Below are 24,328 nucleotides of genomic sequence, written 5' to 3' on the forward strand. Positions count from 1 at the left end.
GAGCTTCTTTCCTATTATAGAGGCTCGGAAAGAAAGTCTATTGATGTTGCATGCCTCCCATGGCCGCTTTCAACTGGCTCTCTGAGTCAATGAGGAAATTGGCAGACGTAATAATTTGATCGCCCTCTTTAACCCCTTTGATTATCTCAAGCAAATCCCCTGCCCTAACCCCTAAGGTCACGTCTCGCCATTCAATTTTGCCATTGCCATGGTAAATAAACACCACTGCGCGCTCACCTGTGAGTAGAACAGCATTTTTAGGGACCACAAGACGTTCACCCAACGGTACTTTGAGTTCCAGGTTAACATACATGCCAGGTTTTAATTGCTCTTTTTGATTGTCCACTTCAAAGCGAACCTTGGCTGTACGTGTTTTCATGTCAATCGTAGGATAGATAAAATCAAGCTTGGCTTTAAATAATTCATTGGGCAAGTAGGTAAGAGTCAAATCAGCCATTTGACCAAGACGAATATAAGGAAGCTCGTATTCGTAAATGTCCCCTAAAACCCACAAGCGTGATAAATCAGCAATGGTATAGAGTTCATCTCCTGGCTCAATGCGCATGCCCACCAGCGCCATTTTTTTAAGAACCGTACCTTGGATGGGGGAATGAATCGTCATCGTCCGAGTGATTTTGCCCGTACGTCTTAATTGCTCAATGTCTTTTTCGGAAATCCCCCACAGCAACAACCTTTGGTGGGCTGCTTGAAAAGCAGACTGCGCACCACGAGCCGCACTCGATGTCGTATTTTTGCTTAATATTTTTTGGGCATTAAGGGCGAGCAAATATTCTTGCTGGGTGGCTACAAGTTCCGGACTATAAACAGTAAACAGAGCTTGGTCTGCTTTGACTTTTTCTCCGGTAAAATTAATGAATAAGTTCTCAATCCATCCATCAAAGCGCACATGAATATGGGCAACACGCCGCTCATCGGCTTCAACACGCCCCACGGTACGGATTATTTTTTCAACCACTTGGCGACGCACCGGCTCTGACGTAATGCCAATGGCTTGTAAACGAGCCGGATCAATCACAATCTCATTTCCTTGAGTGGACTGTTTCATGTCCATCTTGCCATGATTATCCATGGCCTGTTGCGCCTGAATTACCTGCAACAACGAAAGTAAACTCAAAATAACCACACTCTTGATTATTAGCTTAAGATTCATAAGAACGTCCCTGTACTTTCTTCGATTTGTGCAATCGCTTTTTCATGTTCAGCGAGTTCACCGTGCCATTCCAATTCATTTTCTTGCAGCGTCAATAAATTATTCAGCATCGTTAAGAAATCCACTTTGCCCACGCCGTAGGTGGCTTGTGATGAAGTAAATGTTAAAGTGGCTTGTGGAATGATGGTATGTTGAATCAGATGAATAAGTTTTGCAGAGCGCTCTGCCAATAAATAGGCATTTTTCACTTGAAAAGAAAGCATACGATAGGTCGTCTGCAAATCCTCAATATCCGCATTATACCGCGCAAGTGATTCGCGCACGGCATGATTTTGCTTTTGCATGAAATAAAGTGGAACCGTTGCTTTTAACAACACTTGATAGCCTTTGGTGTGCATCCCCGTATCATGAAGTCGTCCCCCTTCGATTTCCACATCCGGGAAATACTCCATTTTACTTAAGCGGATGGCTTGTCGTCCTTTTTGAACAGCGCGCTGTTGCATGATTAATTGTGGTGCTCGGCTCTTAACAAGGGTATAAAAATACTCTAAATTATGCCCCATGGGCGTTACGGGGAGTGTTCCTGGTGTATCGATTTTAATTTCTAACGAACGATTTAAAAGGCGATTGATATCCGCCTGCAGGGATCCCCGTTGTTGTTTTAATATCACCAAGCGCATCAAAAGGCGAGAAATCTCCGTTTGAGCACGATAAATGTCTTGTTGCGGTGTTTTCCCCACACTGTAAGTCGCTTCAGCACTCTTCTCCATCTCATGAAGAAGTTCTTGGTTTCTTTGTACGATCTCAATGGATTTATTGACAAAATAAAGGTCATAATACAGCCGTTTGAGTTCCGCAATAACCGCGAAACACGTTGCATGATACTCCGCTTTGGCTCTTTTGGCCTCTAGCGTTGCTATCCTTCCTCGCACAATGAGTTTGCCAGGAAAAGGAATTTCTTGTTGGCCACCTAACATTTGCTCGCGTCTTGGATCCACATCCATAGGGATATTCTCTGACATGTTGATGTAACCTGCATTCAATTTGGGATCGGGCAATGCTGTTGCCTGGGGAATCACATGGATTGCGGCCATTAGTCGGTCACGTGCGGCGCGAATCTGAGGATTGTTTTGCGTAGCCTCCTTAATTAGCTGCGATAAAGCAGGCGGTGTTCTGGCATAAGATATTGGCCCTGTAAAACAACAAAAACCTAAGAGAATAGTGTAAGTGATTTGTTTCATACTAAAATGCTTCATTGGGTGCCTTCCTTAGTCGTTTCTGAGCTTCTATGATGAGCAAAGGCACCATGCCCAATAGAATCCAAACCAGGCATTGGGTGAATGAGACCGGTTGTATCCCAAATAATTCGCGCAATACCGGGATATGATGAATCAAGACCTGCAGGGAAAAACTGATGCTCACAATAAAAAAGAGTCTTAAATTGGAAAACAATCCTACTTGCCAAATGTTCTTCGTGTCGCTTCGCGCTCCAAAGGCCCATAAAAGCTCGGCGGTTACTAAAACAGAAAAGGCCGCATCTTGGGCTTGAATTAAATCCTTATCGATTAAATATTCATAAGCGAACACACTAAGGATTACTAAAGCCTTTAAACAACCCACAAAGGTTACTCGTTTGAAAAACGCCATATCCATCATGGATTTTTGCGTGGCTCTGGGTGGACGATTCAAAATCCCTGGCTCTGACATATCGGTAGCTAAGCCAATGGCCGGCAAACCATCGGTTACTAAGTTAATCCATAATAATTGGATAGGAAGTAACGGCAGGGGCCAGCCGATTAAAAGTGCTACAAACACAACCAGTAACTCCCCACTATTGCCTGCTAATAAATAGGCAAGCGTTTTGGCAATGTTATCGTAAATCGTGCGACCTTCTTCAATACCTGCCACAATCGAGGTGAAGTTATTGTCCATGACAATGATGTCAGAGGCTTCTTTAGTGACAGCAGTCCCTGTTTTCCCCATGGCAATGCCCACCGAAGCTTCTCTTAAAGCAGGCGCATCATTCACCCCATCACCTGTCATCGCCACCACCATTTGTTGTTTTTTCCAGGCCCGTACGATTTTTAATTTATGCTCCGCCGTCACACGAGCATAGACAGCAATGTCTTTGACGCAATGGTTAAATTCCTCCTCTGGCATATTTTCAAGTTCATTGCCAGTGAGTAATCGATCCCCTGCTTCCAAAATGCCAAGCTCTTTGGCAATGGCTCTTGCCGTGTCAGGATGGTCTCCTGTAATCATCACCGGTTTGATGCCGGCTTTTTTACAGCGACTGATGGATTCCTTGCTACTTGCATGAGGTGGGTCCTGAAGACCAATAAGACCTAAAAACACCAGGTTATGTTCAATCTCGTCGTCTTCTTTTTCTAAAGCTGTAGGCTCTAATTGGCGCTTCGCAAAAGCTAGCAGTCGCAATGCTTCGCTGGCCATGAGTTCGCAGGATTGTTTCATGCGCGCTTTATCATTCGGTGTTAATTTTTTAATGCCTGTTTTGGTCAAAATATGGGTACAGCGCTCCAAAATGAGTTCGGGTGCCCCCTTCACAAAAGCGATGTGTTCATGGTCTTGTCGACACACAACTGTCATGCGTTTGCGTTCGGAACTAAAGGGTAACTCTTTGATGCGAGGATAAGAGGATCGCAGTTCCCCTCGCCAAATGCCTCCTTTGGCAGCAGCAACCAAAAGTGCCACTTCAGTTGGGTCTCCCACAGTAGCTACCTGTCCATCTTGGCTCTCAAAACTCGCGTTATTGCAAGCCACCATCGCTTGCAAAGTGGCTTGCAACAACTGGTCTTCTGGCACATTAATTTCTTGACCTTGAAGAGTAAACCCTCCCGAGATGTTATAGCCTTCTCCATGAATGCTATAAACATCACTTGCCGTCACAAGCTGACGTGCAGTCATTTCACCTACGGTTAACGTTCCTGTTTTATCGGTGCAAATGACTTGTAAACAGCCGAGTGTTTCAACCGCCGATAATCGTCTTACCAGTACGGCACGCCGTACCATACGCTGCACACCAAGCGCTAAAGCCACCGTGACAACAGCAGGCAAGCCTTCAGGAATTGCAGCCACTGCAAGACTGACTGAACTCATGAATAAGCTGAATAGAGAGATATTACGTAAAAGACCTAAGCCAAAAATGGCAATGATAATGAAAAAGCAAAGCCACAATAGACGAGACCCCACTTGATTGAGTTTTTTCTGTAAAGGTGTTTCATCACGAGACGCCTCACCCAGCATTTTGGCAACATGGCCCATTTCCGTTTGCATGCCGGTTGCCATAACAAGTGCTCTGCCTGTGCCATCGGCCACAGAGGTCCCCATAAACACCATGTTTTTACGGTCAGCTAGAGGCGTCTCGGCAGTGCAAACATCCAGATTTTTAGCAACGGGTATCGACTCACCCGTGAGTGGCGCTTCATTGACCTTAAGCGCTGATAATTCAAAAAGACGAGCATCGGCAGCAATTAAATCGCCACTTTCAAAAAGAAGAATATCACCTGGTACGATATCAGAAGCGGCTATCACCTTCGCATGGCCATCGCGAAGCACTGTTGCTTTGGGAGCAGCCATTTGCTGAAGCGCAAGCATTGCCCTATCAGCGCGATATTCCAAAAAAAATCCGATGATGGCATTTAAAATGACAATGGCCAAAATGGCAATGGCGTCGGCTTTTTCATCTAATAAAAAAGAAACAAGGACAGCACCTAAAAGTACCCAGATGACCACACTCTCAAATTGCTGCAAAAAAATAATGAAGGGAGAGGTTCGCTTCTGTTTGCTGAGAAGGTTTGGCCCTACTTCCTTTAATCGCAGCTTGGCCTCTTTTTCAGATAACCCCAAAGAGAAATCGATGTTAAACCGTGAAGCAATCTCTACAGGTGATTTATCATGCCATTGCCCTTCCATAATAACCATCTAACCATCCTTTGCATTTGCATATCCATTAACCTGTTTTTACAGGTTTGATTCTTTGAATATCCTCTAATCAATTGTATCAAAATGTAATAATTTTATCACATTGGGGTATGGATTCATTTAACTGAAAATCAAATACATGAGCATACTCATGAAGAAGAAACACATAGTCATAGCCATTATCATGACGAACATCATCAACATGAACATCTTTTCGATTGGGCTTGAAAAGAACCACATTCACACAGTCATCATCACAATAAGCTCATTCATGCACATCCCCACTTTCCAGATATCCATCATCAACATAAGCATTAACCAGAGTATCCTCTTCAAATTAATGAAGTTTAAATGATACTCCGTGTAAAAAAATAGCAAGCATGATAAGAAAACTCACTAAGGAAAAAATAAAAGATAATTTTTGCTTATTTTTTTGAAAATAAATCATAAGACTGAATAAAATAATGAGAAAAACAACAAACATGCCTAATACCCAAGCATTTATTATCACTTTTATTCCTAATTCTAGTCGTTATAATAATCATGCTCATGCTGAGCTTTGCCATCAGAACCCTTATCATGACCACTTTCAGAATGAGCTCCACCAGAAGCAGTTTGCATATGAGTGCATGAAATTAATCCAAACCCCGAAATAAGAATACCTATCAGGAAGAACAGTTTAAATCTTGGCATAGTCATTACATCTCCATATATAGACATAAAAAAACAAACTCACCCTACTACATTGAAAAATAAGCTACCTTTTATACTAACATAATAAATACCCACTTTGATGAGTGGTGAAAATCAATTATTTTCCTTCATTAAAAACCCCAATAAACTTAAAACATTTTGTTTTGAAATGGATTTATGCTAAAGAGCCATCAAATACTAAAATTGACTCATTTCCATCCTGATTTTAATACCCAAAAAATGTTCTCGACTTACGTTATTTTATTCATTACTTTCTGGAGACAAATACAACAATCGCAATCCATTAGCTACTACGATTAAACTCGCTCCCATATCTGCAAAAACCGCCATCCATAAAGTTGCATATCCTACAAGAGCTAAAATAAAGAAAATGCCTTTAATCGCAATAGATAAACTGATGTTTTGATAAAGAGTGCGTGCCGTCTTACGACTTAAATCAATATAAAAGGGAAGTCTTGCTAGATTATCATTCATGAGAGCAACGTCTGCTGTTTCTAAGGCGGTATCTGTTCCTTTCCCCATCGCAAAACTCACGGTAGCTTTTGCCAATGCAGGTGCATCATTAATTCCATCTCCTACCATACCAACACTATGATAGTGTTCTAAAAGACGATTAATCGCTTGCAGTTTTTCAGCAGGTAATATATTCGCATTTACTTCATCAATACCTACTTTTTTAGCAATAGCCTGAGCCGTTACCGCATTGTCTCCCGTTAACATCGCGGTTTTTATCCCCCGTTCATGTAGTTGTGCAATCGCCTGTTGGCTTGTAACACGTAAAGTATCAGCTACTGCAAAAATAGCCAAAACAGTCGTAGCATTACTTAATATTACGGTCGTTTTACCTTCTTCCTCCAAGCGCTTCAGCTCTTGTTCGACAAAATGATTGCATACCTGATTGTCTTCAGCTAACTGATGATTGCCTACAAAATAGAGTTCTTGACCCACTAATCCCTTTACTCCTCGTCCAGGAAGCGCTGAAAATTGCTCAATTTCAAGTAAAGCGTTTTGAGGTTGTTCCTGTTGCCAGTACTGTACTAAGGCATTAGCGACTGGATGCTCTGAGTGACTATCAAGGCTTGCAGCTAACAATAACAAACTATCCTTAGTTCGATTTTCATCCCAAGCTATGAAGTCAGTTACAACTGGCTTTCCTTCCGTTAAAGTACCTGTCTTATCTAAAGCAATTAACCTCAGTCGATGACCAACCTCTAAGTAGCTTCCTCCTTTAATAAGAAGCCCTTGTTTTGCTGCCGCTGCAAGACCGCTTACAACAGTCACAGGTGTTGAAATCACTAAAGCGCAAGGGCAAGCAATAACTAATAAAGTCAGTGACTTATAAAGAGAATCATAAAAAGGATAACCAAATGCTAAAGGTGGAATTAATGCAACAAAAAAAGCCATCAATACCATAATTGGAGTATAATATTTAGAAAACTGATCAACAAATCGTTGTGTTGGAGCTCGATCCGCTTGCGCTTGCTCTATCGCTTTACCAATTTTAGCAAGCAATGTATCGCCTGACGCTTTACTGACCTGCACTTCAAACGCGCCGTGCTCATTTAATGTTCCTGCAAAAACCAAATCACCCACTTTTTTTGTTATTGGCATTGATTCACCAGTAATCGGCGCTTGATTGACCGTGCTCTGACCTGAAATAACCACGCCATCCAGGGGAATACGCTCTCCAGGTTTTACTCTAAAAATAGCACCAGGCACCACTTTTTCAATGGCCAAGGTTTGCCATTGACCATCGTCCTGTTTCACTGAAGCCACCTCAGGGGCAATTTGCATTAAGCTTCGAATCGCAAGACGTGCTTTATCTAAGGAGTAGCGCTCGATACGTTCGGCCAATGCAAATAAAACAGTCACCATTGCCGCTTCAGGCCACTCTCCAATAAGAACAGCCCCTGCTATCGCAATGAACATCAAGCTATTGATATTCATTGTTTTAGTCCCTAAGGCAAGCCACCCTTTTTTAAAGGTAGAAGGCCCACTAAGACCAATAGCCAACAAAGCTGGAAGAATAGTCCAAACGGATTGTTCTGTAGCTAAAAAATAAGCTGCCAGCTCAGAAAATAGGGCAAGAAAACCTGCTAGTCCAATAATTTTCCAGGAAAAATCCAAAGATAATTGTTTTCTTTGTGGTATAGGCAAAGTGCTTTCCAGAGTTCGAACATTCATTCCCAACGCCTCAATGCGTTTTTGCAATTCTTCACTTGAAGCCAACCGGTGATGAATGGTAACTTCTTCAGCAATAAAATTAAAATCCAACTGCTCCACTTCAGGAATATCCTGTAACTGCTTTCTGATTAGTTGCTCTTCCGCTGGACAATCAAGACCTGCAACAAAAAATTTGGTTTCATTTAAAGGTACTGTCATTTGGTTTTTCCGCATTGTCCGTAAAATATAACCCTTGTAATGAATGAAGCATCACAAGAACATCGTCTGATACACATCACTCTGTGATCTCTTGCTTAAGACCTTGCTTCTTGCGCCGCTCATGAAATATATAATACAACCCTGGCAATACCAGTAATGTCAAAAACGTGGAAGAAATAATTCCACCAATAACCACAGTGGCCAGAGGTCTTTGTACCTCAGAGCCTGTACCCGTAGCTAATGCCATGGGGACAAAGCCTAATGATGCGACCAGTGCAGTCATTAATACTGGACGAAGACGAGCTAGAGATCCTTGCAACACCGCATCCTTTAAATAGTATTTCTTCTGTTCGCGTAGCTTATTGATGAACGTAATCATCACCAAACCATTTAAAACAGCGACTCCTGACAAAGCAATAAATCCTACTCCTGCTGAAATTGAAAGTGGAATGCCTCGCAGCCATAAAGCAAAAACGCCTCCAGTCAAAGCCAAGGGAATACCAGAAAATACTAGTAATGCATTACGTGCGTTCCCAAAACTCATAAATAAGAGTAGAAAAATACCCAATAAAGTTATGGGCACCACGATTTGTAGTCGTTGCGATGCCGATTGCAGCTGCTCAAATTGACCACCCCAGGTTATCCAATAACCACTAGGTATCTTAACCTTTTGCTCAATACGCTGCTTTGCTTCATTAACAAAAGAGCTTAAATCCCTGTTCCTCACATTTGCAGTGACTACTACACGACGTTTACCCACTTCACGACTGATTTGATTGGGACTTTCACTGCGTACCATTTTAGCAACTTCACTCAATGGAATAAAATGACGCTCTCCGTCTTTTGCAAGAGGTAACGGAATAAACACTTGCCTTAAAACAGTAGGGCTTGTACGTAATGCCTCAGGCAGGCGCACGATTAAATCAAATCGCTTGTCACCTTCAAACAATTCTCCACCTTTTTTCCCCCCTGCAGCAATGACTATAGCGTCTTGGACATTACCAATTTGTAGACCGTAACGAGCCAATGCATCACGATTGATTTCTATGGTCAGAAGCGGCAACCCACTGACTTGTTCGACTTTCACATCAGAAGCACCCGGTACTTTTTTAAGCTCTGCACTAATTGCGTCCGCAGTCTTTAATAAAGTAGGCATATCATCACCGAACACTTTCACTGCGACATCGCTTCGAACTCCTGAAATTAATTCATTAAAGCGCATTTGAATCGGCTGGGTAAATTCATAATTATTTCCTGGAATTTGTTTCACAGCCTGCTCAATTTCTTGTACAAGTTGTTGTTTGCTTTTCTTAGGATTAGGCCATTCGTTACGTGGCTTGAGCATAATAAATGTATCAGCCACATTAGGCGGCATGGGATCAGTAGCAACTTCTGCGGTCCCCAATTTGGCAAACACACGTTTTACTTCAGGAAATTGCCGCACGCGTTTTTCAACTAAATCTTGCATAGCAATGGCCTGAGTTAAACTGGTTCCAGGAATACGCATAGCATGCATAGCAATATCCCCCTCATCAAGACTAGGAATAAATTCCCCACCTAAACGAAATGAAAGAATAAGACTGATAATAACCAGAACAACTGCTGCCCCAATCACTTTCCTACGTGCATGAAAGCACCGTCTTATTACTTTGGCATAACCTATAGAAAGGAAATGAACCAGTCGATTTTCTTTCTCTTGTATGCGTCCTCGCAAAAAAATAGCGACAGCAGCCGGTACAAACGTTAAGGCAAACAGCATCGATGCCAAAAGTGCAATAATGACGGTTTCTGCCATGGGCAAAAACATTTTTCCTTCAACACCTGTTAAGGTTAAAATAGGCAAATAAACCACAGTAATAATAAAAACACCAAAAATACTAGGTCGAATCACTTCAGTGGTAGCATAAGCAATGGTCTTTAAACGCTCTTCAAGGTTTAAAATTCGCTGTAGAGCATGCTGTTGCTCTCCTAAATGCTTGATGCAATTTTCAACAATAATAACCGCACCATCGACAATCAAACCAAAATCAAGTGCACCTAAACTCATTAAGTTGGCACTGATTTGATTAGTCACCATACCAGTGATAGTCAGCAGCATGGATAATGGAATGACCATCGCCGTAATGAGCGCGGCGCGAACGTTTCCCAGAAAGAGAAATAAGATAACGCATACTAATAAAGCACCCTCAAGTAGATTCTTTTTCACAGTATTAATGGTGGCATTAACGAGCAATGTCCGGTTATATACCGTGACCGCTTCGACTCCCTCGGGTAATGATTTATTAATTTCCTTCATTTTTGCAGCAACGCGCTGAGACACGGTACGACTGTTTTCGCCCATTAGCATAAACACAGTTCCTAAAACGACTTCATCACCATTTTCCGTTGCAGCGCCCGTTCTTAGCTCCTTGCCAAGAGCCACCTCTGCTACATCACGAATTCGAACAGGAGTTCCCTCAAAGTTTGCCACCACAATGTTTTCTATGTCGGCAATATTCTTTACTTGGCCTGGTACACGAATAAGATTTTGCTCGCCATTTCGTTCAATATAACCTGCTCCAACATTAGCATTATTGCGTTCAAGTGCTTCAACAACATTATTTAAACTCAGACCATAACGCACCAATTTGGTCGGATCGGGAGTAATATGAAACTGCTTTTCATACCCACCAATCGTGTTGACCTCTGCCACTCCTTCTACATTCCGCAACTGGGGTTTGATTATCCAATCTTGTATTGTACGTAGCTCAGTTGGGTTATAACGTTGATTTTTTGGAGTATTTGCTTTGTTAGTCACGGTATACATAAAAATCTCACCAAGTCCTGTGGAAATAGGACCCAATGTTGTTTCTGCTTCTGGTGGTAATTTATCTTTGACTTCCTGTAAACGTTCGTTAATAAGCTGTCGTGCAAAATAAATATTCGTCCCATCTTTAAAAACAACGGTCACTTGCGATAAGCCATAGCGCGATAAAGAACGGGTATAGTCAAGATTAGGCAGACCACTCATGGCCAATTCAATAGGAAACGTAATGCGTTGCTCCACCTCAAAAGGCGAGTAACCTGAGGCTTGTGTGTTGATTTGTACTTGCACATTGGTGATATCAGGGACTGCATCAATGGGAAGGCGTTGAAAATTGTAAACGCCTAGTACTGCGATAATGAATGTAAATAAAAGAACAAACCAACGGTGTTTTAAAGAAAAACGTATGATTTTTTCAAGCATCACTATTCCTTAGTGGTCATGGCTTGCGCCTTCTTTGCCTATTTCTGCTTTGATATAAAAACTATTTTTGCTCACATAGCGCTGCCCTGCATCCAATCCCGAAATCACTTCTGCCCATTGCTTATCTTTTTCACCCAGATTAACTGGAGTGGCTTCAAAATAATCGCCTTGCTGAACAAAAACTACATCTTGTTCGCCCATTTGTTGGAGTGCAGAAAGAAGTACTGCAACAGGGGCTGTTTTCTCTTTAATCACGATAGCGCCATTCACATACATACCAGGAAGCCAGATGCGAGCTTCATTATTAAGAACAGCACGTGCCAATGTGGTTTGACTGTCCTCAACACCCAAGGGTGAAATGTAGGTAATGGTGCTCACAGATTTAGGCTTTCCTTCATCACCAGTCACAATGACTTCCATACCTGGCTTCACTAAAGGGGCATCCTTGCGATATAAGGTAAAATCAGCCCAAACAGTAACTAAATTGGCTACCTCAAAAATAGGTTTGGTGTTTTGGGCAAACTCACCATTGGTTGCATATTTTTGTACTATCGTTCCCGTTATGGGTGACCTTATTTCGTAATTTTGCAAACTCTCATTACTTTCAATCGTTGCCAACACATCCCCTTTTGTCACTTCATCGCCTAAATTTTTATTCATTGCTTTAATAATTCCCGAATAACGTGCATAAATAGGCGCTGAAGTATCACGATTAGTAACAATTTTACCTACAGCATTTAATTGCGTTTTTATCGTTTGCTCTTGGGCAACTGCTGTTTCTATCCCCGCTGCTTTAAGAATAGCGGGAGCAATTTTTACTCGCCCTTCATACGTGGAGTAATGCCAACTCAATTGTTTTCCAAAACTATTTAATTGAATTGTTACATCAAAAGAATGAGGTTCTTCAATGATCTGGTTGCTTTGTAAAAAATTTTCCACAGGAATAAAAGTAATCTGCTCTTTTTTTCCACCAAATCGAGTAAATGCTACAATTAATTCTGCCTTTTGTGGCAAAATCATTTCTCCATTTTTATAAAGGTAGGCTCTAAAATGAGGTAGCATCCCTCGCTCAAAAATTAGAAACTCTAAGGCCAAATCCCCATCTTTAAACAAACGGCCTCCGTGAGGTCCTTTTTCCATGGTTTCTTGATGACTATTTTCTTCTGTAGCATGAGTTGTTTCTTCCGCCCAAAGCGAAAAAGAACTTATTCCCAGCAGGAAAACAACAAGTTGCAGGAAGAAACTGACTGGTTTTAATAGATTCATTTACTCTCCTTGGTAGGATGAAGACCTAAAAGCCCTGTAAGTTGAATTAATGTTTTATGATAATCTGCATGTGCCTGTTGATAGTGTCGTTCTTCTTCATACAAAGCATTTAAGGCCGTGGATAATTCAATGTAGGTATAGCGTCCCATTTGATAGCCATCTTGAGCGAGTTTTATTGATTTACGAGCAAGGGGTAACAAAGTACTGGTTACTAATTCTGCTTCATAATGATTTTGTTGGGCTTGTAAAAATACAGTATATGCTATTTGACGTATATCGAGCTTTGTTCCCTGATATTCACGCGCAGTTTGCGTGAATTGCGCTTCCGCTGTCATGATTTTCCCCTGATTGCGATCAAAAACAGGAACTTGTGCATAAGCCGACATCACCGCAGCATTGCTTCCATCATCAGAAAAATGACGAGCGCCCAATTGAATGTTTAAATCGGGCCAAACGGATTTTTTAACTGCTGTAATGGTTGCTCGTTTGGCTTTTAGTTTCTGTTGCATTTGTATCAATTGCGGGCTTTGAGGTAATTTTTTTAAAAGCACTGACCAATTTAATGTAACATCAGGTAGCCCTTTATCTACTAATGGTTGATCCACCTTTAACCCGACACCTAATAAACGAGCCAATTTAGCACGTTGTGACAGTGCATCACGTGCCGCTTTTTTTTCTTGAATGCGCGATTCACCCAATCGAATTTGAGCTAAACGTAAATCCAATTCAGCTCCCGCACCTGCTTTAACACGCCGCTCAATTGCTTTAACGATACTCTCATTGAGTGAAATAAGCTTTTTAGTTACTTGGTGCCATTGTCCGGCATACAATGCATCAACATATGCGCCACCAACAGCCATATAAATCGCTGCTTTTTGGACTTGAATTTGTGCCAATGAGGCTAAATAATCTGCATAGCTGGCTTTTTTCAAATAAGATAAACGATTACCTAAAGGAATAGGCTGTGTCACTGATGCCGTAGTTTCAGCAGATTCGTAACTGGAATAACTGCCAGATCCGCCAAAATTCTCGGCAGTTAAGGTAAGCTGTGGATTAGGGTAAAGCCCGCTTTGTACAAAGTACCCACGCATGGCCCGAGCTTTATCTATTTCTGCTTGTAACTCAGGATTGTTTCGATACGCAATGGCCAAAGCATCCTTGAAAGTAAAAGAGGATGATGCCATAGCTTCATAAGCCATGAGGTTCATCCATGTAATAACTAAATAAAAATAAATACGCATCCCTTAACTTACCCCTAGCTTGCAAATATACTTTTTTAGTTTAACTTTATTTGGGTGTTTTTACATGTTTAAATTGTAACTTCTCAATAACCTAGAGAATGAAGTTACCAAACAAATATTTAGGATACCTCTACTTTTATTTAATCCCTGTCTTAAAAAGACAATCATGATATCATTCTATTTACTGATTAAAATAAATAGCATTCAAAATATAACTATAAGAAATTATTTAAAACCTATTGGTTTTCTTGGAGATGAAAATATTGTGAAAAAATTTGCCATCACTCTAATGAGCTTGATATTCATTAACTTATATTATCCTACTGCTTTTTCCGAAAAGCCTAATCAGCGCATGATGAAAAATCAAGCAACACATTCTTTGAAATCAAAAAATACCATGCAATTATCTATTCAAAAGATAATTGATAAAAAAGACAAGAAACTGGTGTTAATCAAACTCATTGACACAAAAAACAATAAACCAATCACCTTAAACGATCTTATTGAGGCACATACACAAAAGATTCATTTGTTGATTATCGATGATAACCTCCTTGACTACAGTCATGTCCATCCAGTCGAAACAACGAAACCAGGCATCTATCAATTTGAATGGCAACCTACTCTTAAACGTGCCTCCTATCGAGCATGGGCTGATCTGATACCGACTAATACAAAAACCCAAGAATATGTAGTTGCTGATTTACCTTCCCCAAAAACCAAAAAGAAATTGGAAAATCATATTCATCGACAACTATTATTTGAAAGTACTGTTGATGGCTACCATTTTAAATTGTCCTTTGATAAAACACCATTGCACGTCGGTCAAGCAGTCATGGGCAAAATTGATATCACCGATGCAAAGGAAAACCCAGTTCATACCCTAGAACCCATTATGGGTGCTTATGCTCATATCGTTGGTTTTAATGAGGACTTTAAAACAGTAACTCATGTTCATCCTATGGGCAAGGAACCTACAAATAATACGGAACGAGGAGGACCTGAATTACTATTTCATATAGAGCCCAACAAAGTAGGATTTATTAAAATGTTTGCCCAAGTACAAATCAATGGGAAAACACTGTTCGTTCCGTTTGGAGTCACAGTAAATTCATAAAGATCTTTGATGGATTGTGAATTCACAGGGGTTAGGCCTAGCATAATGATTTATCCTGTTTGCCATTCGTCTGTATGAACGCTACGGTTTGATTGAGACACCACAACGAGCCCCGAATGGCTATCGCCAATATCTAGAAGACGTCGTTGATTGCCTTCAACTTTGCCAAACTCAGATTGCATTAAAAGCGATCTTAATATTCAAATATAACATGATCCATCCACTCTCCATGTGGGTCATTAGAAATACCAAGCAACCAAGAAGCAGCAACAACCAACTCTTTGGATAGAACTAAAGCCTCTTCAGGTCCTGGGCTTCTCGTACCCTGCTCCCAATTCCCAATCCTGGCAGCGCCAAATCCTGTTCTCTCTGCCAATATCTTAATCGTCAACCCATTCGCTTTTCTAGCCTGCGTAATCCTACTGCCTATAATTTTTTTCATGTTCATTTAGGTTCATTTGATATCAAACGGAAATAGCCCATTGACACTAAAAAGTGCTTATTTACAATGGGTTATCAACAACACGTTTCGTGTTATTGATTGATACTAAATGAAATTATTTGATATTGCAAACACTGAATTTGGAACAGTGTTTTTAGATGGATGAATAAGAAAATGGGATTTTTGTTTGTTACTACTAACGAATTATCCGCACTGATGGGATTGCCTTATATCCAGCAATCGACCTACTTGCTGGGGATTCGACCTTATATGGATAGGGAAACCTTTCTGGTTGGGGTTAAACGAAAAATCAGTTATCAGCAACTCGCTGAGGCTTTATATATTGAGCCTCATCAAGGCTTTCAACAATCCGGTAGTCCTAGTCGTCAACAATTGCGAAGAATCATCTATGCGCTGGAGAGAGCTGGTTTAATCAAGATTGAGTCCATAGGCATGAACCTGATTGTAAAATGCCTTTTAGTTGATACGGATATTTCTGTCCAAAATAAACCCGACACAAACCCGACACAGCAACCCGACACAAACCAGAACATAAAAAAGAATTACAAATCATCAAGTTACGATGATTTTTCTAAAAAATCCAACACAGTTGAAAACACAAAACCCGACACACCTCATAACTCAGAAAATTTGTGTGTGTATGTGCGCGCCCAATTTGAAAAATTTTGGGAACTTTATCCACAGAAGCAGGATGAGACCAGGGCATTCCAGGAGTTTTATAAACTCAAGCCCGATGAAACTCAATTTAGGCAGATGATAGATGCTCTGCAAGCGCAAATTGAAAACCGTTTAGACATGGAGCTCTGTGGCGAGTGGGTTCCTAAATGGAAGTTTCCAGCCAATTGGCTAGCCCAACAATGCTGGAATGATGAACTTTTACCCGTAAGAAAACAGGAGCAAGGCCATGCAAACACTCAAACAAGTTATAGAAAAAAATCAGCCGCAGATATTCTCGCTGAATCCTGCAAAGAATCCAGCTTCAGCATCAACTTTGAAGACGAACCCCAAACAGGAAACAACGTCCTCAACTTCAGTTCAACAAGAAACGTATGACAAACGGGTAGATACTTTGTTCTTAAGATTTAATGCCATTTATGGTGCCTTATGGCTTTCTGCCTATAACAATGAAAAAGCCCTTGAAGCTGCCAAGCTGGAATGGTCTGACAGCATCAAAGAATTTGATAGCCAGGTCTTAACCTTTGCAGTGGAAAAAATCAAAAGAACGCAACAACGCCCTCCCGTTATCCCTGTCTTTGTAGAACTTTGCATCAGCATTCAAAAAAGTATTAAGGCAAGAGAAGAATCTCTGCGGGCTAAACCCGAAAACTATAAAAGAACCGATCCACAAATCGTTAAATCCCACATCAAAGAGATGATGGAAAAGCTAACCAGTCCCTCAGTTAAGGAGAAAAAATCATGCTGATCCTAGACCGCAAAATTGGTGAAGAAATATTCATCAATAAAGGCAAAATCAAAATCACTGTTCTTTATGAAAAAAATGGCCTGATAGGAATTGGTGTCAGAGCACCCAGCGAAATCGATATCGATCGCAAAGAAGTCTTTATCCGCAAATACATTCAAAAATTAGACCAAGAAAACAAGCCAAATCAAGAATAGGAGTAGTTATGTTGAGAACAACCATTATTGGCCTTTTAGCCCTAAGCAGCATGCAAATACAAGCTGCTAATATCACCCAGGTTGGACGTTATGCTACCGTGAATAATCAACCCCTGGCAGCACAGATAAATCCGCTTAAAACAGTCCAGCAGATTCATTTCCCAAGCTCAGTTCAAACGATAGGTGAAGCGGTTGAATATTGGCTTCGTTATTCAGGCTACCATCTTGTTCCCCAAGATAAGCAAAGCGGAAGCCTTAAACAAATCATCCAACAACCCCTACCCCAAGTCACTAGAAACCTCGGTCCTTTAACCATAGCGGACGGACTGACCGTATTGGTTGGGAAAACCCTGTTTAGCCTCAAGCAGGATGACCTCTTAAGAGAAATCAATTTCAGTCTTAATGCAAGGAGAGCACAATGAAGAAATTTCTGGATGCCAAATGGCTTGGCCTGGTTGTTTTAAATATTCTGGTGATTGTGTTTGTGTGTGTAAAACACCAATCTTCATCCATCAATAATAACAATCTGAATGGTCTGGAACAAAAACTTATAACCATTCAATCGCAATTAAATAAACCTACCCAACAACCCGATCTTTCTCCTATTACTGACAATATCAAACAGCTTGGGGATTTCATCCAACAAATGCAAAACAAAGACGACCATCAATTGGGTGATATTTTTTCAACCGAACAAGCTGCTATTAAAAACCAACTCGATGGCATTAAAGAATTGCTGAAACATTTAGATAGCCAAAAGCAGCCTATTAAAATGCTGCCAGCAAGCGAACTTCCTTTTAGAGTTTTAAGCATAGACAGCGTACAGGAAGTTTCAGTCGCATCGGTTGCTTACGATTATAAAACCCAAGCCCTAGGGAAAGGGGATTCCCTAGCCGGATGGAAAATCCTAGATATCAATTTTGCCAAGCAAACTATCGAATTTGAGAATGCAGATCAAGCCCATGCCCTGATCCATTTGACTCAACAAGAGGTGGGCAATGAATAAATTGTCTGCCATCGCTCTAAGCCTGTTATTAGGCCAGCAGGCCATCGCTGGTTTGTATATCCCTGGCATTGCCACCCCACCCATGCAGCAAGCCGACAATGCCTTGGCAAAAGCGGGTCTTGGTGAATTTCATGATGAAGTAATTGAGGAAAAGGATTTTCAACTGAATGATACTCAAAAACAAGAAGCCAAAGTTTGGGGATTAAGTGAAACAGAAGAAAAACGTTATCTGCAATTAATGCAAAGTAGAAGCAGTATTTACTACAAAGATCTGCGTATGACCCCTGTTGATATTCTTGGACTTAATGCAAGAAATGATACTGAACGTGCGCATTTCGCCGAACTTGCTGCCCTTCAAGAAGCGCAAAAGGTCGCGCAAAACATAGCTTGGAATAATGCTTTTTATAAGGCCTATAACGAACTATTTAAAGACGTACCCGTGGTTGGCGATTTTGATCCCTCCCCTTACTCACCTTATGCTCATCAGCCTATTCAATTAAAAGCAGGTGAAACACTCTACTTATTTGTAAGACCTGACGATGCTGTTACCACCATTGTATTGCAACTGATTGACGCGATTAACCGCACTCCCAATACAAAATTTAACCTGCTGTTTCTGGATATGGACAATAACGCCATACAACTGTGGGCGAATCGACATCAGATCCCCATTCAATTAGTGACCAGTCAGCAAATCACGCTAACCCCTGGCAACCAACAATTTGAAGGCTTATCGCTCACCAAGAAACAAACCCCATTACTGCTAATAGCCAACGGTAAAAACTCCCAAGTCGTCGATTTAGGGAGATTTTAATGATTAGGATTCTGCTCTTACTGTTGGTCGCGTTGAATGTTCATAGCATGAATGTCATTCCTTTAACACTGTCACAAAGTGATACGTCATTAAAATTAAATCTGTCTAGCCCAATAGGCGTCCCAGCCAAAAGCAAAGCCACCGCAGGCAAAGTCAGCCGCAAAACATTGGATACCACTTTATTAAACATGCCTTTGTTTGTCATAGGTGCGGATAAAGCATCGATTCAATGGTTAGAGCAGCATCAAGAAGAATTAAAATCCATGCAAGCCACAGGATTCATTACCAACGTCAATGACTTTGAAACCATTGTCGCTTTGCAAGAAAAATTCAAATTACCATTACTGCCTGTCAATGTTGATCCATTGCTTGCATACCTTCACGAACAACATTACCCCTTAATCATTGCTGAGGGGGCTGTATGGCAGTAAAACAATATTCAAGACAACTGACCATGCAATTAACCATAGTGCTATTCTTAGGTTGGTTAGCAATTATTATCTGGGTATTGAGCCAATGGATGCTGCATGGCTACGCCCTCGCTTTTGAACAAGTGAATATCCTTGTAAACACTCAAAGAGAGGCCATTACTCCTGTTTATCAAGGCTCCCTTCTGGCAGTCCTTCCTTTAAATGCCAAACCGGATTGGGCATTAGTCATTCCCTATTTAAACAAATTGGCCATCAATGATCTTGTCAAGGACTTAATCGAAAAATCACAACAATTCTTGCAGATCCTTTTATTAAGCAGCCAATGCCTTTTAATCAAACTCATTATCCTATTCGCTGCCTTGCCCTTATTTGCTTTAACCATGATTGCAGGTCTGGTTGACGGTCTAAATCAAAGAGCGATACGCACTGCTTGTTTAGGTCGTGAATCCTCTTACGTGTTCCACAGGCTGAATCACTTTTTAAAAAAGGGACTTGTGATTTTACTCATGCTGTGGCTTGCCCTACCCGTCAGCATCACCCCTGCTTATGTCTTTGTACCTGTCAGTTTATTGATGGGATTAATGGTTGCCATGACGGCCAGCCGCTTTAAGAAATACTTATAGGGAGAAACCATGAAACGAATATTATGCCTGATCTTAATGATAATAAGCCTGCAATGCTCAGCGAATAACCCTGATTTAAATGAAACGCTGGTACGGATTATTAATCAGATTAACGCCATCATGCCTTTGCTTGATGAAGCGCAAACACAAATAACACCTAACGCTCGTATCCAATTGCAAATAGAGGGATTTGAAGATCTGCAAGGACAACATCACGCAGGATTGAGAGAGGATTTGCTAAACATCCGCAACGGTCTGATTGACTATATCAACCAGCCCATCATTGCCCCTCGAAAAATTAAACCATTAGAAATGGATTTTGTGAGGAAACCCTAATGAGTAAAGACGAAATAGCGAGAATGTTTGCTTCAACATTCAAACAAGCCAGCAACAACACCTCAGCCCAAGTCTTTTCCAGCAGTATCCGTTTTATTGCCATAAGCCTGGTGATTTTAGCGGTGATGTGGTGCGTCAACCACATGATGGGAACCGAGGAAAAACAGCAACAAGGATACTTACTGAACTTCGGCTCTCGAATGGTCAGGCTTGTCATTGGCCTGATGATTTTCATTTTAGTGTTATTCGTTAAGGAGACAACATGAAAACAACGCTTCGCACGCTCTACCTGGGAGCTGTCAATCTTTTTTATGCGCCTGTGTTATTGGCAGATAACTGGTTCCCTAAAATTTCTGATGCGGACAACATCGGTGACGGTTCCAAAAGCATGATGTCGGTAACAGGCAATTACGTCAAACAAGGTCTTGGCTTATTGCTGTTCATCACCGCAGTCGTGACCTTTATCAAGTTCATTACCACTGTGCAACACGGTATTGAAGAATCCAAAAAGAACGAAGGTTCCATGGTGGCCTTCGGTACTTTTGCCGTAATGGGAATCACCTATTTAGCCATTAGCATCGCTTCTGGTTACGTGGGTTACACCATGATTACCAAGTTCAAAATATAGGAGGTGAATTTATGAGCCAGCCTTCTTCGCGCCATCTATCACATGACTTCCCAGCCTGGAAAGGCTTAAGTCTGCGTGAATTGTTTTGGATTGTCGTCACTACAACACCAGTAACTACCTTGCTTTTTATTCTTTTAGGAACAATGGCAGGGTATCCTCTAGCCGCTGGCTGCATCGGTTTTGTGATTGGATTCATCCTCTCCATTACCGTGTGGCCAAAAGGTGTCGCCCGTATCAAAGCTGGCAAACCTTACGGTTATGTGATGAAGAAAACCATTCAATGGATGGTGCGATTAAGGCTCAAACACTCGCCCTGGATTCATTACCAGGGACAGTGGCAAAAGAATAAATCTGTTGGAGAGCCTCATGTTTGAATATTGGAAAAAAATCGACAGCCTACAGCACCATAACCGCTTGTTACTGGCCTTTATCAGCGTGTTATCCGTCATCGTTTTGGCCTTAATCATTAACCTCATGACCATGCCCAAACGCTATGAGTTTTGGCTAAGCCCTAATATGGCAGCCAATGGCGGTTTAATGAAAGCAAGCGATATCCCTAATGAATACGTACAAGGGTTTGTATCCTCGTTAATACCCACGCTATACACTTGGTCTAATAAGGGCAAAGAAGAATTTAACCAGAATATTAAAGCCTTCCATTATTATTTTACTCCTCGCCATGAACAATTACTCAGAGACACTTTAGGAGCTTACAAAAATGCGCAGCTTTTTGATCGCAGCCAAGTAGCAAGCCTCTATCGCTTCATGGAACCTCAAGACATTAGAAAAATTAGTCCTGATACCTGGGAAGTAAAATTAATCATGCGCATTACTCAAAGACTGAAAGACAACAGCGGTATGGTGATTGCCGACAAGGTAGTTGCCTATCACCTGCGTGTAGTCAAACTCAACTTGTCTCGTTTACACAACCCCTTCCAACTGGCTCTCGATGGCTATACCCGTCCTGAAGAACGGTTACAAGATTTATTGGTCGACACGGAGGAACCCCATGAAACTCACTAAACACATATTATTAATACTTGGCTTTATGCTCACGCAAGTGAGCTACGCCCTGCAAAGCGAACATCTGGTTTGGGAAAAAGTCCCTTTAACGATCGAATTGCCTATCAATAAAGAAAGACTTGTTCAGTTTCCCCAGGCCATTAAAATCATTGATCAACAACTCAGTACTAACCTCGATATTCTGAAAGTAAAAGGAAGTTTGTATTTAAATGCCAAAGACACTTTCAATGATGCGCGTTTGATTGTGCAGCTCTTACCTGAAGGCGAAGTAATCATACTGAATCTTAAAGCCAATGAGAAAGTCGTCAATACCACTCCAATTGAAATCCTGATTGATGATCCCAAAGCCACTCATCAGTCAGGTGCAAGTCAATACGAATACAATGCCATCCAGCTTACTCGCTTTGCCATTCAAGCCTTGTATTCACCTGAACGTGTCAGAGATATTCCAGAAGGTATTTATCGCTCGCCCATGCAAACCAACAAAACCATTCCCTTATTTTATGGTGCAAGCATTGAAGCGCACCCTCTAGCTTCATGGCGTGGCGGTAGCCTCTATGTGACTGTGGTCGATTTGAAAAACCTGCTGAATCAACCCGTGAAACTGCAATTTTCAAAACTCATGGGACGTTGGCAAACCGCAAGTTTCTATCCTAAAGGGGAATTGCCTCCACGAAATCAACATGAAAGCACCACCGTCTTTTTGGTTTCAGATCAACCCTTTGCCACAGCACTTACTCAACATGCGAGGTACAGCCGATGAACAAAAACAAAGGCATTAAAATCTTAGCTGGATCGGTGGTGTTCGCAGTCGTCATGATTCTTATCAATAGCCGTCATAGTACGCCTGTCCATGATGATACGCCCAATCCCAACAATTTTCATGAAGCCATTACCAGCCAATTCAACGACAACATCCGTGATGTGTCTGCAAGACTTCTGGAAACAGAAAAGAAACTGGAACAAATGCACAAGGAGAATAAATCGCTGCAAAAACAATTAAAACAACCGATACAAGAAGCAAGCCATACACTACAAGATGAATTGCAAACACTGAAAGAAAAGCTCTCAGCCCTTACTGATCATCAAACTCAATCCTACCCCATGGAGGGCAATCAAGCTCCTGTATCTGGCCAAATCAAAGATCTGGATGGATTACTGGATAAAGCTCCTATTGAGAGCAAAGTCTTTGCAGAACAAGATACCTCAACCAAAGAAGAAGCCCCAACCAAAACGCCCTTCTATACCATTCCAGCAGGCAGTGATTTCAGTAAAGTCACGCTGTTGTCCGCCTTAATGGGTGAAGTACCTGTTGAAGGCAAACTGATGCAGCCTTTGTTTCCCTTTACCGCAATGGTCAGCCGTGGGGACTTAATGACAGCCAATGGGATGCAATTGCCGGAAGAAATTATAGGTATGAAAATCAGTGGTTACTCGATTGGCGTAGGTTCTTTTCTCGATAACATCAGCTGCGTTCGCGCGTATGTCACTGCCGCTTTATTTGTCTTTGAGGATGGGAATTTTGTCAGTATCGGCCAAGAGCAAATGAAAAGCTCTGCGGAGCTGGTGAACAATGACAGCATTGGTTATCTGACTACTCAATTCGGCAATCCTTGCATTAAAGGACAGTACATCACTAATGCCCCCAGAGTTTTAGCTGCTTTCATGGCTGCTGGCGGTATTCAGGGGGCAGGCAATGCTTTATCCAAATGGCAAATGAGTTATCAAGCCGAAGGCGGTTCTGCGATTGCCACGCCTACGGGTGATTTAGCGCATTTTGCCGCTGGCGGCGCTATCAACGAGGGTAGCCAAAAAATTACTGATTGGCTTGAGAAAAGGATACAAGGCAGCTTCGATATGGTTTTTGTTCCTGCCAGCATCCGCAGTCATTCAGGCTTTATACCAAACCAATTCAGTCTTCATTTCAGTCAAACCATAGCCATTGATAAAGAACACCAAGGGAGGGTATTAGATTATGGTTACCATCAACAAAAGAACTTTGACAATGCTTTGCGCTAGTCTGGCTTTGAGCGCTTGTTCAACCGCCAATATATCGCAAAGCGCCATTCCTGAGCAGGGCTTAACTGTCAGCCAGCTCTATCAGCAAAGCATGCAGCAGCCTATACAAAAAGCTGTTGTTCAACAGGTGCGGTTTGAGGATTCAGGCGATGAGTTTAAGCAACTGCCTAATCCCGAAGTGCCTATCCATATTTTTGCGCATGTGGCTCAGCTCGGCGATGAACAAATCATCAAACCAGCCTATACCACACGCTTTTTTCTTTACAAGCAAAATCAATATGCCCTGGCATCAGAACTGTATTAAGGAGG

28 protein-coding genes are annotated in these 24,328 nt (G+C 41.5%); 17 read left to right on the forward strand and 11 right to left on the reverse strand.

All coding sequences use genetic code 11. From position 1 onward, the window contains the following. Window positions 1-37: 37 nt before the first annotated feature. The 9 genes from Lpar_RS16260 to Lpar_RS16290 form a co-directional block, all read right to left on the reverse strand. On the reverse strand, window positions 38-1,171 hold the full coding sequence (locus tag Lpar_RS16260) for an efflux RND transporter periplasmic adaptor subunit (RefSeq protein ID WP_011946111.1): 1,134 nt from the start codon (window positions 1,169-1,171) through the stop codon (window positions 38-40). Continuing rightward, window positions 1,168-2,427 carry a TolC family protein gene (locus tag Lpar_RS16265; protein WP_011946110.1) on the reverse strand — a complete coding sequence of 420 codons (1,260 nt, stop codon included), beginning with the start codon at window positions 2,425-2,427 and terminating at the stop codon, window positions 1,168-1,170. Before Lpar_RS16265 ends, Lpar_RS16260 begins: the two co-directional genes overlap by 4 nt. Continuing rightward, window positions 2,414-5,104, reverse strand: a complete 2,691-nt coding sequence (locus Lpar_RS16270; RefSeq protein WP_027265448.1) for a cation-translocating P-type ATPase — start codon at window positions 5,102-5,104, stop codon at window positions 2,414-2,416. The genes Lpar_RS16265 and Lpar_RS16270 overlap by 14 nt, the downstream gene beginning before the upstream one ends. Window positions 5,105-5,192: 88 nt before the next feature. After that, complete coding sequence (locus tag Lpar_RS19585; RefSeq protein WP_011946108.1) at window positions 5,193-5,357, reverse strand: hypothetical protein; 165 nt, start codon at window positions 5,355-5,357, stop codon at window positions 5,193-5,195. A 281-nt stretch (window positions 5,358-5,638) separates the two neighbouring features. Then, complete coding sequence (locus Lpar_RS19045; RefSeq protein WP_162264341.1) at window positions 5,639-5,806, reverse strand: hypothetical protein; 168 nt, start codon at window positions 5,804-5,806, stop codon at window positions 5,639-5,641. A 261-nt stretch (window positions 5,807-6,067) separates the two neighbouring features. Next, window positions 6,068-8,209, reverse strand: a complete 2,142-nt coding sequence (locus Lpar_RS16275) for a heavy metal translocating P-type ATPase (protein WP_011946104.1) — start codon at window positions 8,207-8,209, stop codon at window positions 6,068-6,070. Between the two features lie 76 nt (window positions 8,210-8,285). Further along, window positions 8,286-11,435: an efflux RND transporter permease subunit gene (locus tag Lpar_RS16280; protein ID WP_011946103.1), complete on the reverse strand. Its 3,150-nt coding sequence runs from the start codon at window positions 11,433-11,435 to the stop codon at window positions 8,286-8,288. 9 nt (window positions 11,436-11,444) lie between these two features. Then, window positions 11,445-12,701 (reverse strand): efflux RND transporter periplasmic adaptor subunit, encoded by a 1,257-nt coding sequence (locus Lpar_RS16285; protein ID WP_011946102.1) that lies wholly within the window; start codon window positions 12,699-12,701, stop codon window positions 11,445-11,447. Then, complete coding sequence (locus Lpar_RS16290; protein ID WP_027264606.1) at window positions 12,698-13,942, reverse strand: TolC family protein; 1,245 nt, start codon at window positions 13,940-13,942, stop codon at window positions 12,698-12,700. Before Lpar_RS16290 ends, Lpar_RS16285 begins: the two co-directional genes overlap by 4 nt. 265 nt (window positions 13,943-14,207) lie before the next feature. On the opposite strand from Lpar_RS16290, the gene Lpar_RS16295 reads away from it, so the two are divergent. Next, a complete protein-coding gene (locus Lpar_RS16295) occupies window positions 14,208-15,059 on the forward strand; it encodes a hypothetical protein (protein WP_027264605.1) in 852 nt (283 codons plus the stop codon). 50 nt (window positions 15,060-15,109) lie between these two features. On the opposite strand, the gene Lpar_RS19590 is transcribed toward Lpar_RS16295, so the two are convergent. After that, a complete protein-coding gene (locus tag Lpar_RS19590; RefSeq protein WP_256388347.1) occupies window positions 15,110-15,241 on the reverse strand; it encodes a hypothetical protein in 132 nt (43 codons plus the stop codon). Window positions 15,242-15,252: 11 nt separating this feature from the next. After that, entirely contained in the window at window positions 15,253-15,507 is a 255-nt protein-coding gene (locus tag Lpar_RS16300; protein ID WP_011215153.1) for a helix-turn-helix domain-containing protein, read from the reverse strand. 168 nt (window positions 15,508-15,675) lie between these two features. Here Lpar_RS16300 and Lpar_RS16305 point away from each other — a divergent pair, with 168 nt between their 5' ends. The 16 genes from Lpar_RS16305 to Lpar_RS16380 are packed head-to-tail and all read left to right on the forward strand — an operon-like array spanning window position 15,676 to window position 24,323. After that, window positions 15,676-16,575 (forward strand): hypothetical protein, encoded by a 900-nt coding sequence (locus Lpar_RS16305; protein ID WP_011946099.1) that lies wholly within the window; start codon window positions 15,676-15,678, stop codon window positions 16,573-16,575. Between the two features lie 16 nt (window positions 16,576-16,591). Next, the gene (locus Lpar_RS16310; protein WP_011946098.1) at window positions 16,592-16,945 is read left to right on the forward strand and encodes a hypothetical protein; all 354 of its coding nucleotides are present in this window, start codon (window positions 16,592-16,594) and stop codon (window positions 16,943-16,945) included. Further along, window positions 16,939-17,139, forward strand: coding sequence for a carbon storage regulator (locus Lpar_RS16315; RefSeq protein ID WP_011946097.1), 201 nt, complete (start codon window positions 16,939-16,941; stop codon window positions 17,137-17,139). Before Lpar_RS16310 ends, Lpar_RS16315 begins: the two co-directional genes overlap by 7 nt. A gap of 8 nt (window positions 17,140-17,147) precedes the next feature. Then, a complete protein-coding gene (gene pilL2, locus Lpar_RS16320) occupies window positions 17,148-17,561 on the forward strand; it encodes a PFGI-1 class ICE element type IV pilus protein PilL2 (RefSeq protein ID WP_011946096.1) in 414 nt (137 codons plus the stop codon). Further along, the gene (locus tag Lpar_RS16325; protein ID WP_011946095.1) at window positions 17,558-18,145 is read left to right on the forward strand and encodes a hypothetical protein; all 588 of its coding nucleotides are present in this window, start codon (window positions 17,558-17,560) and stop codon (window positions 18,143-18,145) included. The genes pilL2 and Lpar_RS16325 overlap by 4 nt, the downstream gene beginning before the upstream one ends. Next, window positions 18,138-18,959, forward strand: coding sequence for a TIGR03759 family integrating conjugative element protein (locus tag Lpar_RS16330; RefSeq protein ID WP_011946094.1), 822 nt, complete (start codon window positions 18,138-18,140; stop codon window positions 18,957-18,959). Before Lpar_RS16325 ends, Lpar_RS16330 begins: the two co-directional genes overlap by 8 nt. Continuing rightward, window positions 18,959-19,390, forward strand: a complete 432-nt coding sequence (locus Lpar_RS16335; protein ID WP_011946093.1) for an integrating conjugative element protein — start codon at window positions 18,959-18,961, stop codon at window positions 19,388-19,390. Before Lpar_RS16330 ends, Lpar_RS16335 begins: the two co-directional genes overlap by 1 nt. Then, on the forward strand, window positions 19,381-20,013 hold the full coding sequence (locus tag Lpar_RS16340; RefSeq protein WP_011946092.1) for a TIGR03747 family integrating conjugative element membrane protein: 633 nt from the start codon (window positions 19,381-19,383) through the stop codon (window positions 20,011-20,013). Before Lpar_RS16335 ends, Lpar_RS16340 begins: the two co-directional genes overlap by 10 nt. A 9-nt stretch (window positions 20,014-20,022) precedes the next feature. Continuing rightward, window positions 20,023-20,349, forward strand: a complete 327-nt coding sequence (locus tag Lpar_RS16345; protein WP_011946091.1) for an RAQPRD family integrative conjugative element protein — start codon at window positions 20,023-20,025, stop codon at window positions 20,347-20,349. Next, window positions 20,349-20,615 carry a hypothetical protein gene (locus Lpar_RS16350; RefSeq protein WP_011946090.1) on the forward strand — a complete coding sequence of 89 codons (267 nt, stop codon included), beginning with the start codon at window positions 20,349-20,351 and terminating at the stop codon, window positions 20,613-20,615. Before Lpar_RS16345 ends, Lpar_RS16350 begins: the two co-directional genes overlap by 1 nt. Further along, on the forward strand, window positions 20,612-20,977 hold the full coding sequence (locus Lpar_RS16355) for a hypothetical protein (protein WP_011213425.1): 366 nt from the start codon (window positions 20,612-20,614) through the stop codon (window positions 20,975-20,977). Before Lpar_RS16350 ends, Lpar_RS16355 begins: the two co-directional genes overlap by 4 nt. An 11-nt stretch (window positions 20,978-20,988) precedes the next feature. Beyond that, a complete protein-coding gene (locus tag Lpar_RS16360) occupies window positions 20,989-21,351 on the forward strand; it encodes a TIGR03750 family conjugal transfer protein (RefSeq protein WP_011946089.1) in 363 nt (120 codons plus the stop codon). Beyond that, window positions 21,344-22,000 (forward strand): TIGR03746 family integrating conjugative element protein, encoded by a 657-nt coding sequence (locus Lpar_RS16365; protein ID WP_011946088.1) that lies wholly within the window; start codon window positions 21,344-21,346, stop codon window positions 21,998-22,000. The genes Lpar_RS16360 and Lpar_RS16365 overlap by 8 nt, the downstream gene beginning before the upstream one ends. Continuing rightward, window positions 21,987-22,763 (forward strand): TIGR03749 family integrating conjugative element protein, encoded by a 777-nt coding sequence (locus Lpar_RS16370; protein WP_011946087.1) that lies wholly within the window; start codon window positions 21,987-21,989, stop codon window positions 22,761-22,763. The genes Lpar_RS16365 and Lpar_RS16370 overlap by 14 nt, the downstream gene beginning before the upstream one ends. Continuing rightward, on the forward strand, window positions 22,760-24,019 hold the full coding sequence (locus Lpar_RS16375) for a TIGR03752 family integrating conjugative element protein (protein WP_011946086.1): 1,260 nt from the start codon (window positions 22,760-22,762) through the stop codon (window positions 24,017-24,019). The genes Lpar_RS16370 and Lpar_RS16375 overlap by 4 nt, the downstream gene beginning before the upstream one ends. Next, window positions 23,976-24,323 (forward strand): TIGR03751 family conjugal transfer lipoprotein, encoded by a 348-nt coding sequence (locus Lpar_RS16380; protein ID WP_011946085.1) that lies wholly within the window; start codon window positions 23,976-23,978, stop codon window positions 24,321-24,323. The genes Lpar_RS16375 and Lpar_RS16380 overlap by 44 nt, the downstream gene beginning before the upstream one ends. Window positions 24,324-24,328 lie beyond the last annotated feature (5 nt).

The sequence above is a fragment of the Legionella parisiensis genome (genome assembly GCF_001467945.1).
Classification (GTDB): domain Bacteria; phylum Pseudomonadota; class Gammaproteobacteria; order Legionellales; family Legionellaceae; genus Legionella; species Legionella parisiensis.

What these genes read in the sequence shown, in the direction of transcription:
- Lpar_RS16325 (WP_011946095.1), top strand. Translation starts at nt 17,558, where the DNA reads ATGAAGAAATTTCTGGATGCCAAATGGCTTGGCCTGGTTGTTTTAAAT.
- Lpar_RS16275 (WP_011946104.1), bottom strand. Translation starts at nt 8,209, where the DNA reads ATGACAGTACCTTTAAATGAAACCAAATTTTTTGTTGCAGGTCTTGAT.
- Lpar_RS16340 (WP_011946092.1), top strand. Translation starts at nt 19,381, where the DNA reads ATGGCAGTAAAACAATATTCAAGACAACTGACCATGCAATTAACCATA.
- Lpar_RS16285 (WP_011946102.1), bottom strand. Translation starts at nt 12,701, where the DNA reads ATGAATCTATTAAAACCAGTCAGTTTCTTCCTGCAACTTGTTGTTTTC.
- Lpar_RS16270 (WP_027265448.1), bottom strand. Translation starts at nt 5,104, where the DNA reads ATGGAAGGGCAATGGCATGATAAATCACCTGTAGAGATTGCTTCACGG.
- Lpar_RS19045 (WP_162264341.1), bottom strand. Translation starts at nt 5,806, where the DNA reads ATGCCAAGATTTAAACTGTTCTTCCTGATAGGTATTCTTATTTCGGGG.
- Lpar_RS16355 (WP_011213425.1), top strand. Translation starts at nt 20,612, where the DNA reads ATGAAAACAACGCTTCGCACGCTCTACCTGGGAGCTGTCAATCTTTTT.
- Lpar_RS16375 (WP_011946086.1), top strand. Translation starts at nt 22,760, where the DNA reads ATGAACAAAAACAAAGGCATTAAAATCTTAGCTGGATCGGTGGTGTTC.
- Lpar_RS16345 (WP_011946091.1), top strand. Translation starts at nt 20,023, where the DNA reads ATGAAACGAATATTATGCCTGATCTTAATGATAATAAGCCTGCAATGC.
- pilL2 (WP_011946096.1), top strand. Translation starts at nt 17,148, where the DNA reads ATGTTGAGAACAACCATTATTGGCCTTTTAGCCCTAAGCAGCATGCAA.
- Lpar_RS16380 (WP_011946085.1), top strand. Translation starts at nt 23,976, where the DNA reads ATGGTTACCATCAACAAAAGAACTTTGACAATGCTTTGCGCTAGTCTG.
- Lpar_RS16290 (WP_027264606.1), bottom strand. Translation starts at nt 13,942, where the DNA reads ATGCGTATTTATTTTTATTTAGTTATTACATGGATGAACCTCATGGCT.
- Lpar_RS16265 (WP_011946110.1), bottom strand. Translation starts at nt 2,427, where the DNA reads ATGAAGCATTTTAGTATGAAACAAATCACTTACACTATTCTCTTAGGT.
- Lpar_RS16315 (WP_011946097.1), top strand. Translation starts at nt 16,939, where the DNA reads ATGCTGATCCTAGACCGCAAAATTGGTGAAGAAATATTCATCAATAAA.
- Lpar_RS16305 (WP_011946099.1), top strand. Translation starts at nt 15,676, where the DNA reads ATGGGATTTTTGTTTGTTACTACTAACGAATTATCCGCACTGATGGGA.
- Lpar_RS16260 (WP_011946111.1), bottom strand. Translation starts at nt 1,171, where the DNA reads ATGAATCTTAAGCTAATAATCAAGAGTGTGGTTATTTTGAGTTTACTT.
- Lpar_RS16350 (WP_011946090.1), top strand. Translation starts at nt 20,349, where the DNA reads ATGAGTAAAGACGAAATAGCGAGAATGTTTGCTTCAACATTCAAACAA.
- Lpar_RS16365 (WP_011946088.1), top strand. Translation starts at nt 21,344, where the DNA reads ATGTTTGAATATTGGAAAAAAATCGACAGCCTACAGCACCATAACCGC.
- Lpar_RS16335 (WP_011946093.1), top strand. Translation starts at nt 18,959, where the DNA reads ATGATTAGGATTCTGCTCTTACTGTTGGTCGCGTTGAATGTTCATAGC.
- Lpar_RS19590 (WP_256388347.1), bottom strand. Translation starts at nt 15,241, where the DNA reads ATGCAATCTGAGTTTGGCAAAGTTGAAGGCAATCAACGACGTCTTCTA.
- Lpar_RS16370 (WP_011946087.1), top strand. Translation starts at nt 21,987, where the DNA reads ATGAAACTCACTAAACACATATTATTAATACTTGGCTTTATGCTCACG.
- Lpar_RS16330 (WP_011946094.1), top strand. Translation starts at nt 18,138, where the DNA reads ATGAATAAATTGTCTGCCATCGCTCTAAGCCTGTTATTAGGCCAGCAG.
- Lpar_RS16300 (WP_011215153.1), bottom strand. Translation starts at nt 15,507, where the DNA reads ATGAACATGAAAAAAATTATAGGCAGTAGGATTACGCAGGCTAGAAAA.
- Lpar_RS16360 (WP_011946089.1), top strand. Translation starts at nt 20,989, where the DNA reads ATGAGCCAGCCTTCTTCGCGCCATCTATCACATGACTTCCCAGCCTGG.
- Lpar_RS16280 (WP_011946103.1), bottom strand. Translation starts at nt 11,435, where the DNA reads ATGCTTGAAAAAATCATACGTTTTTCTTTAAAACACCGTTGGTTTGTT.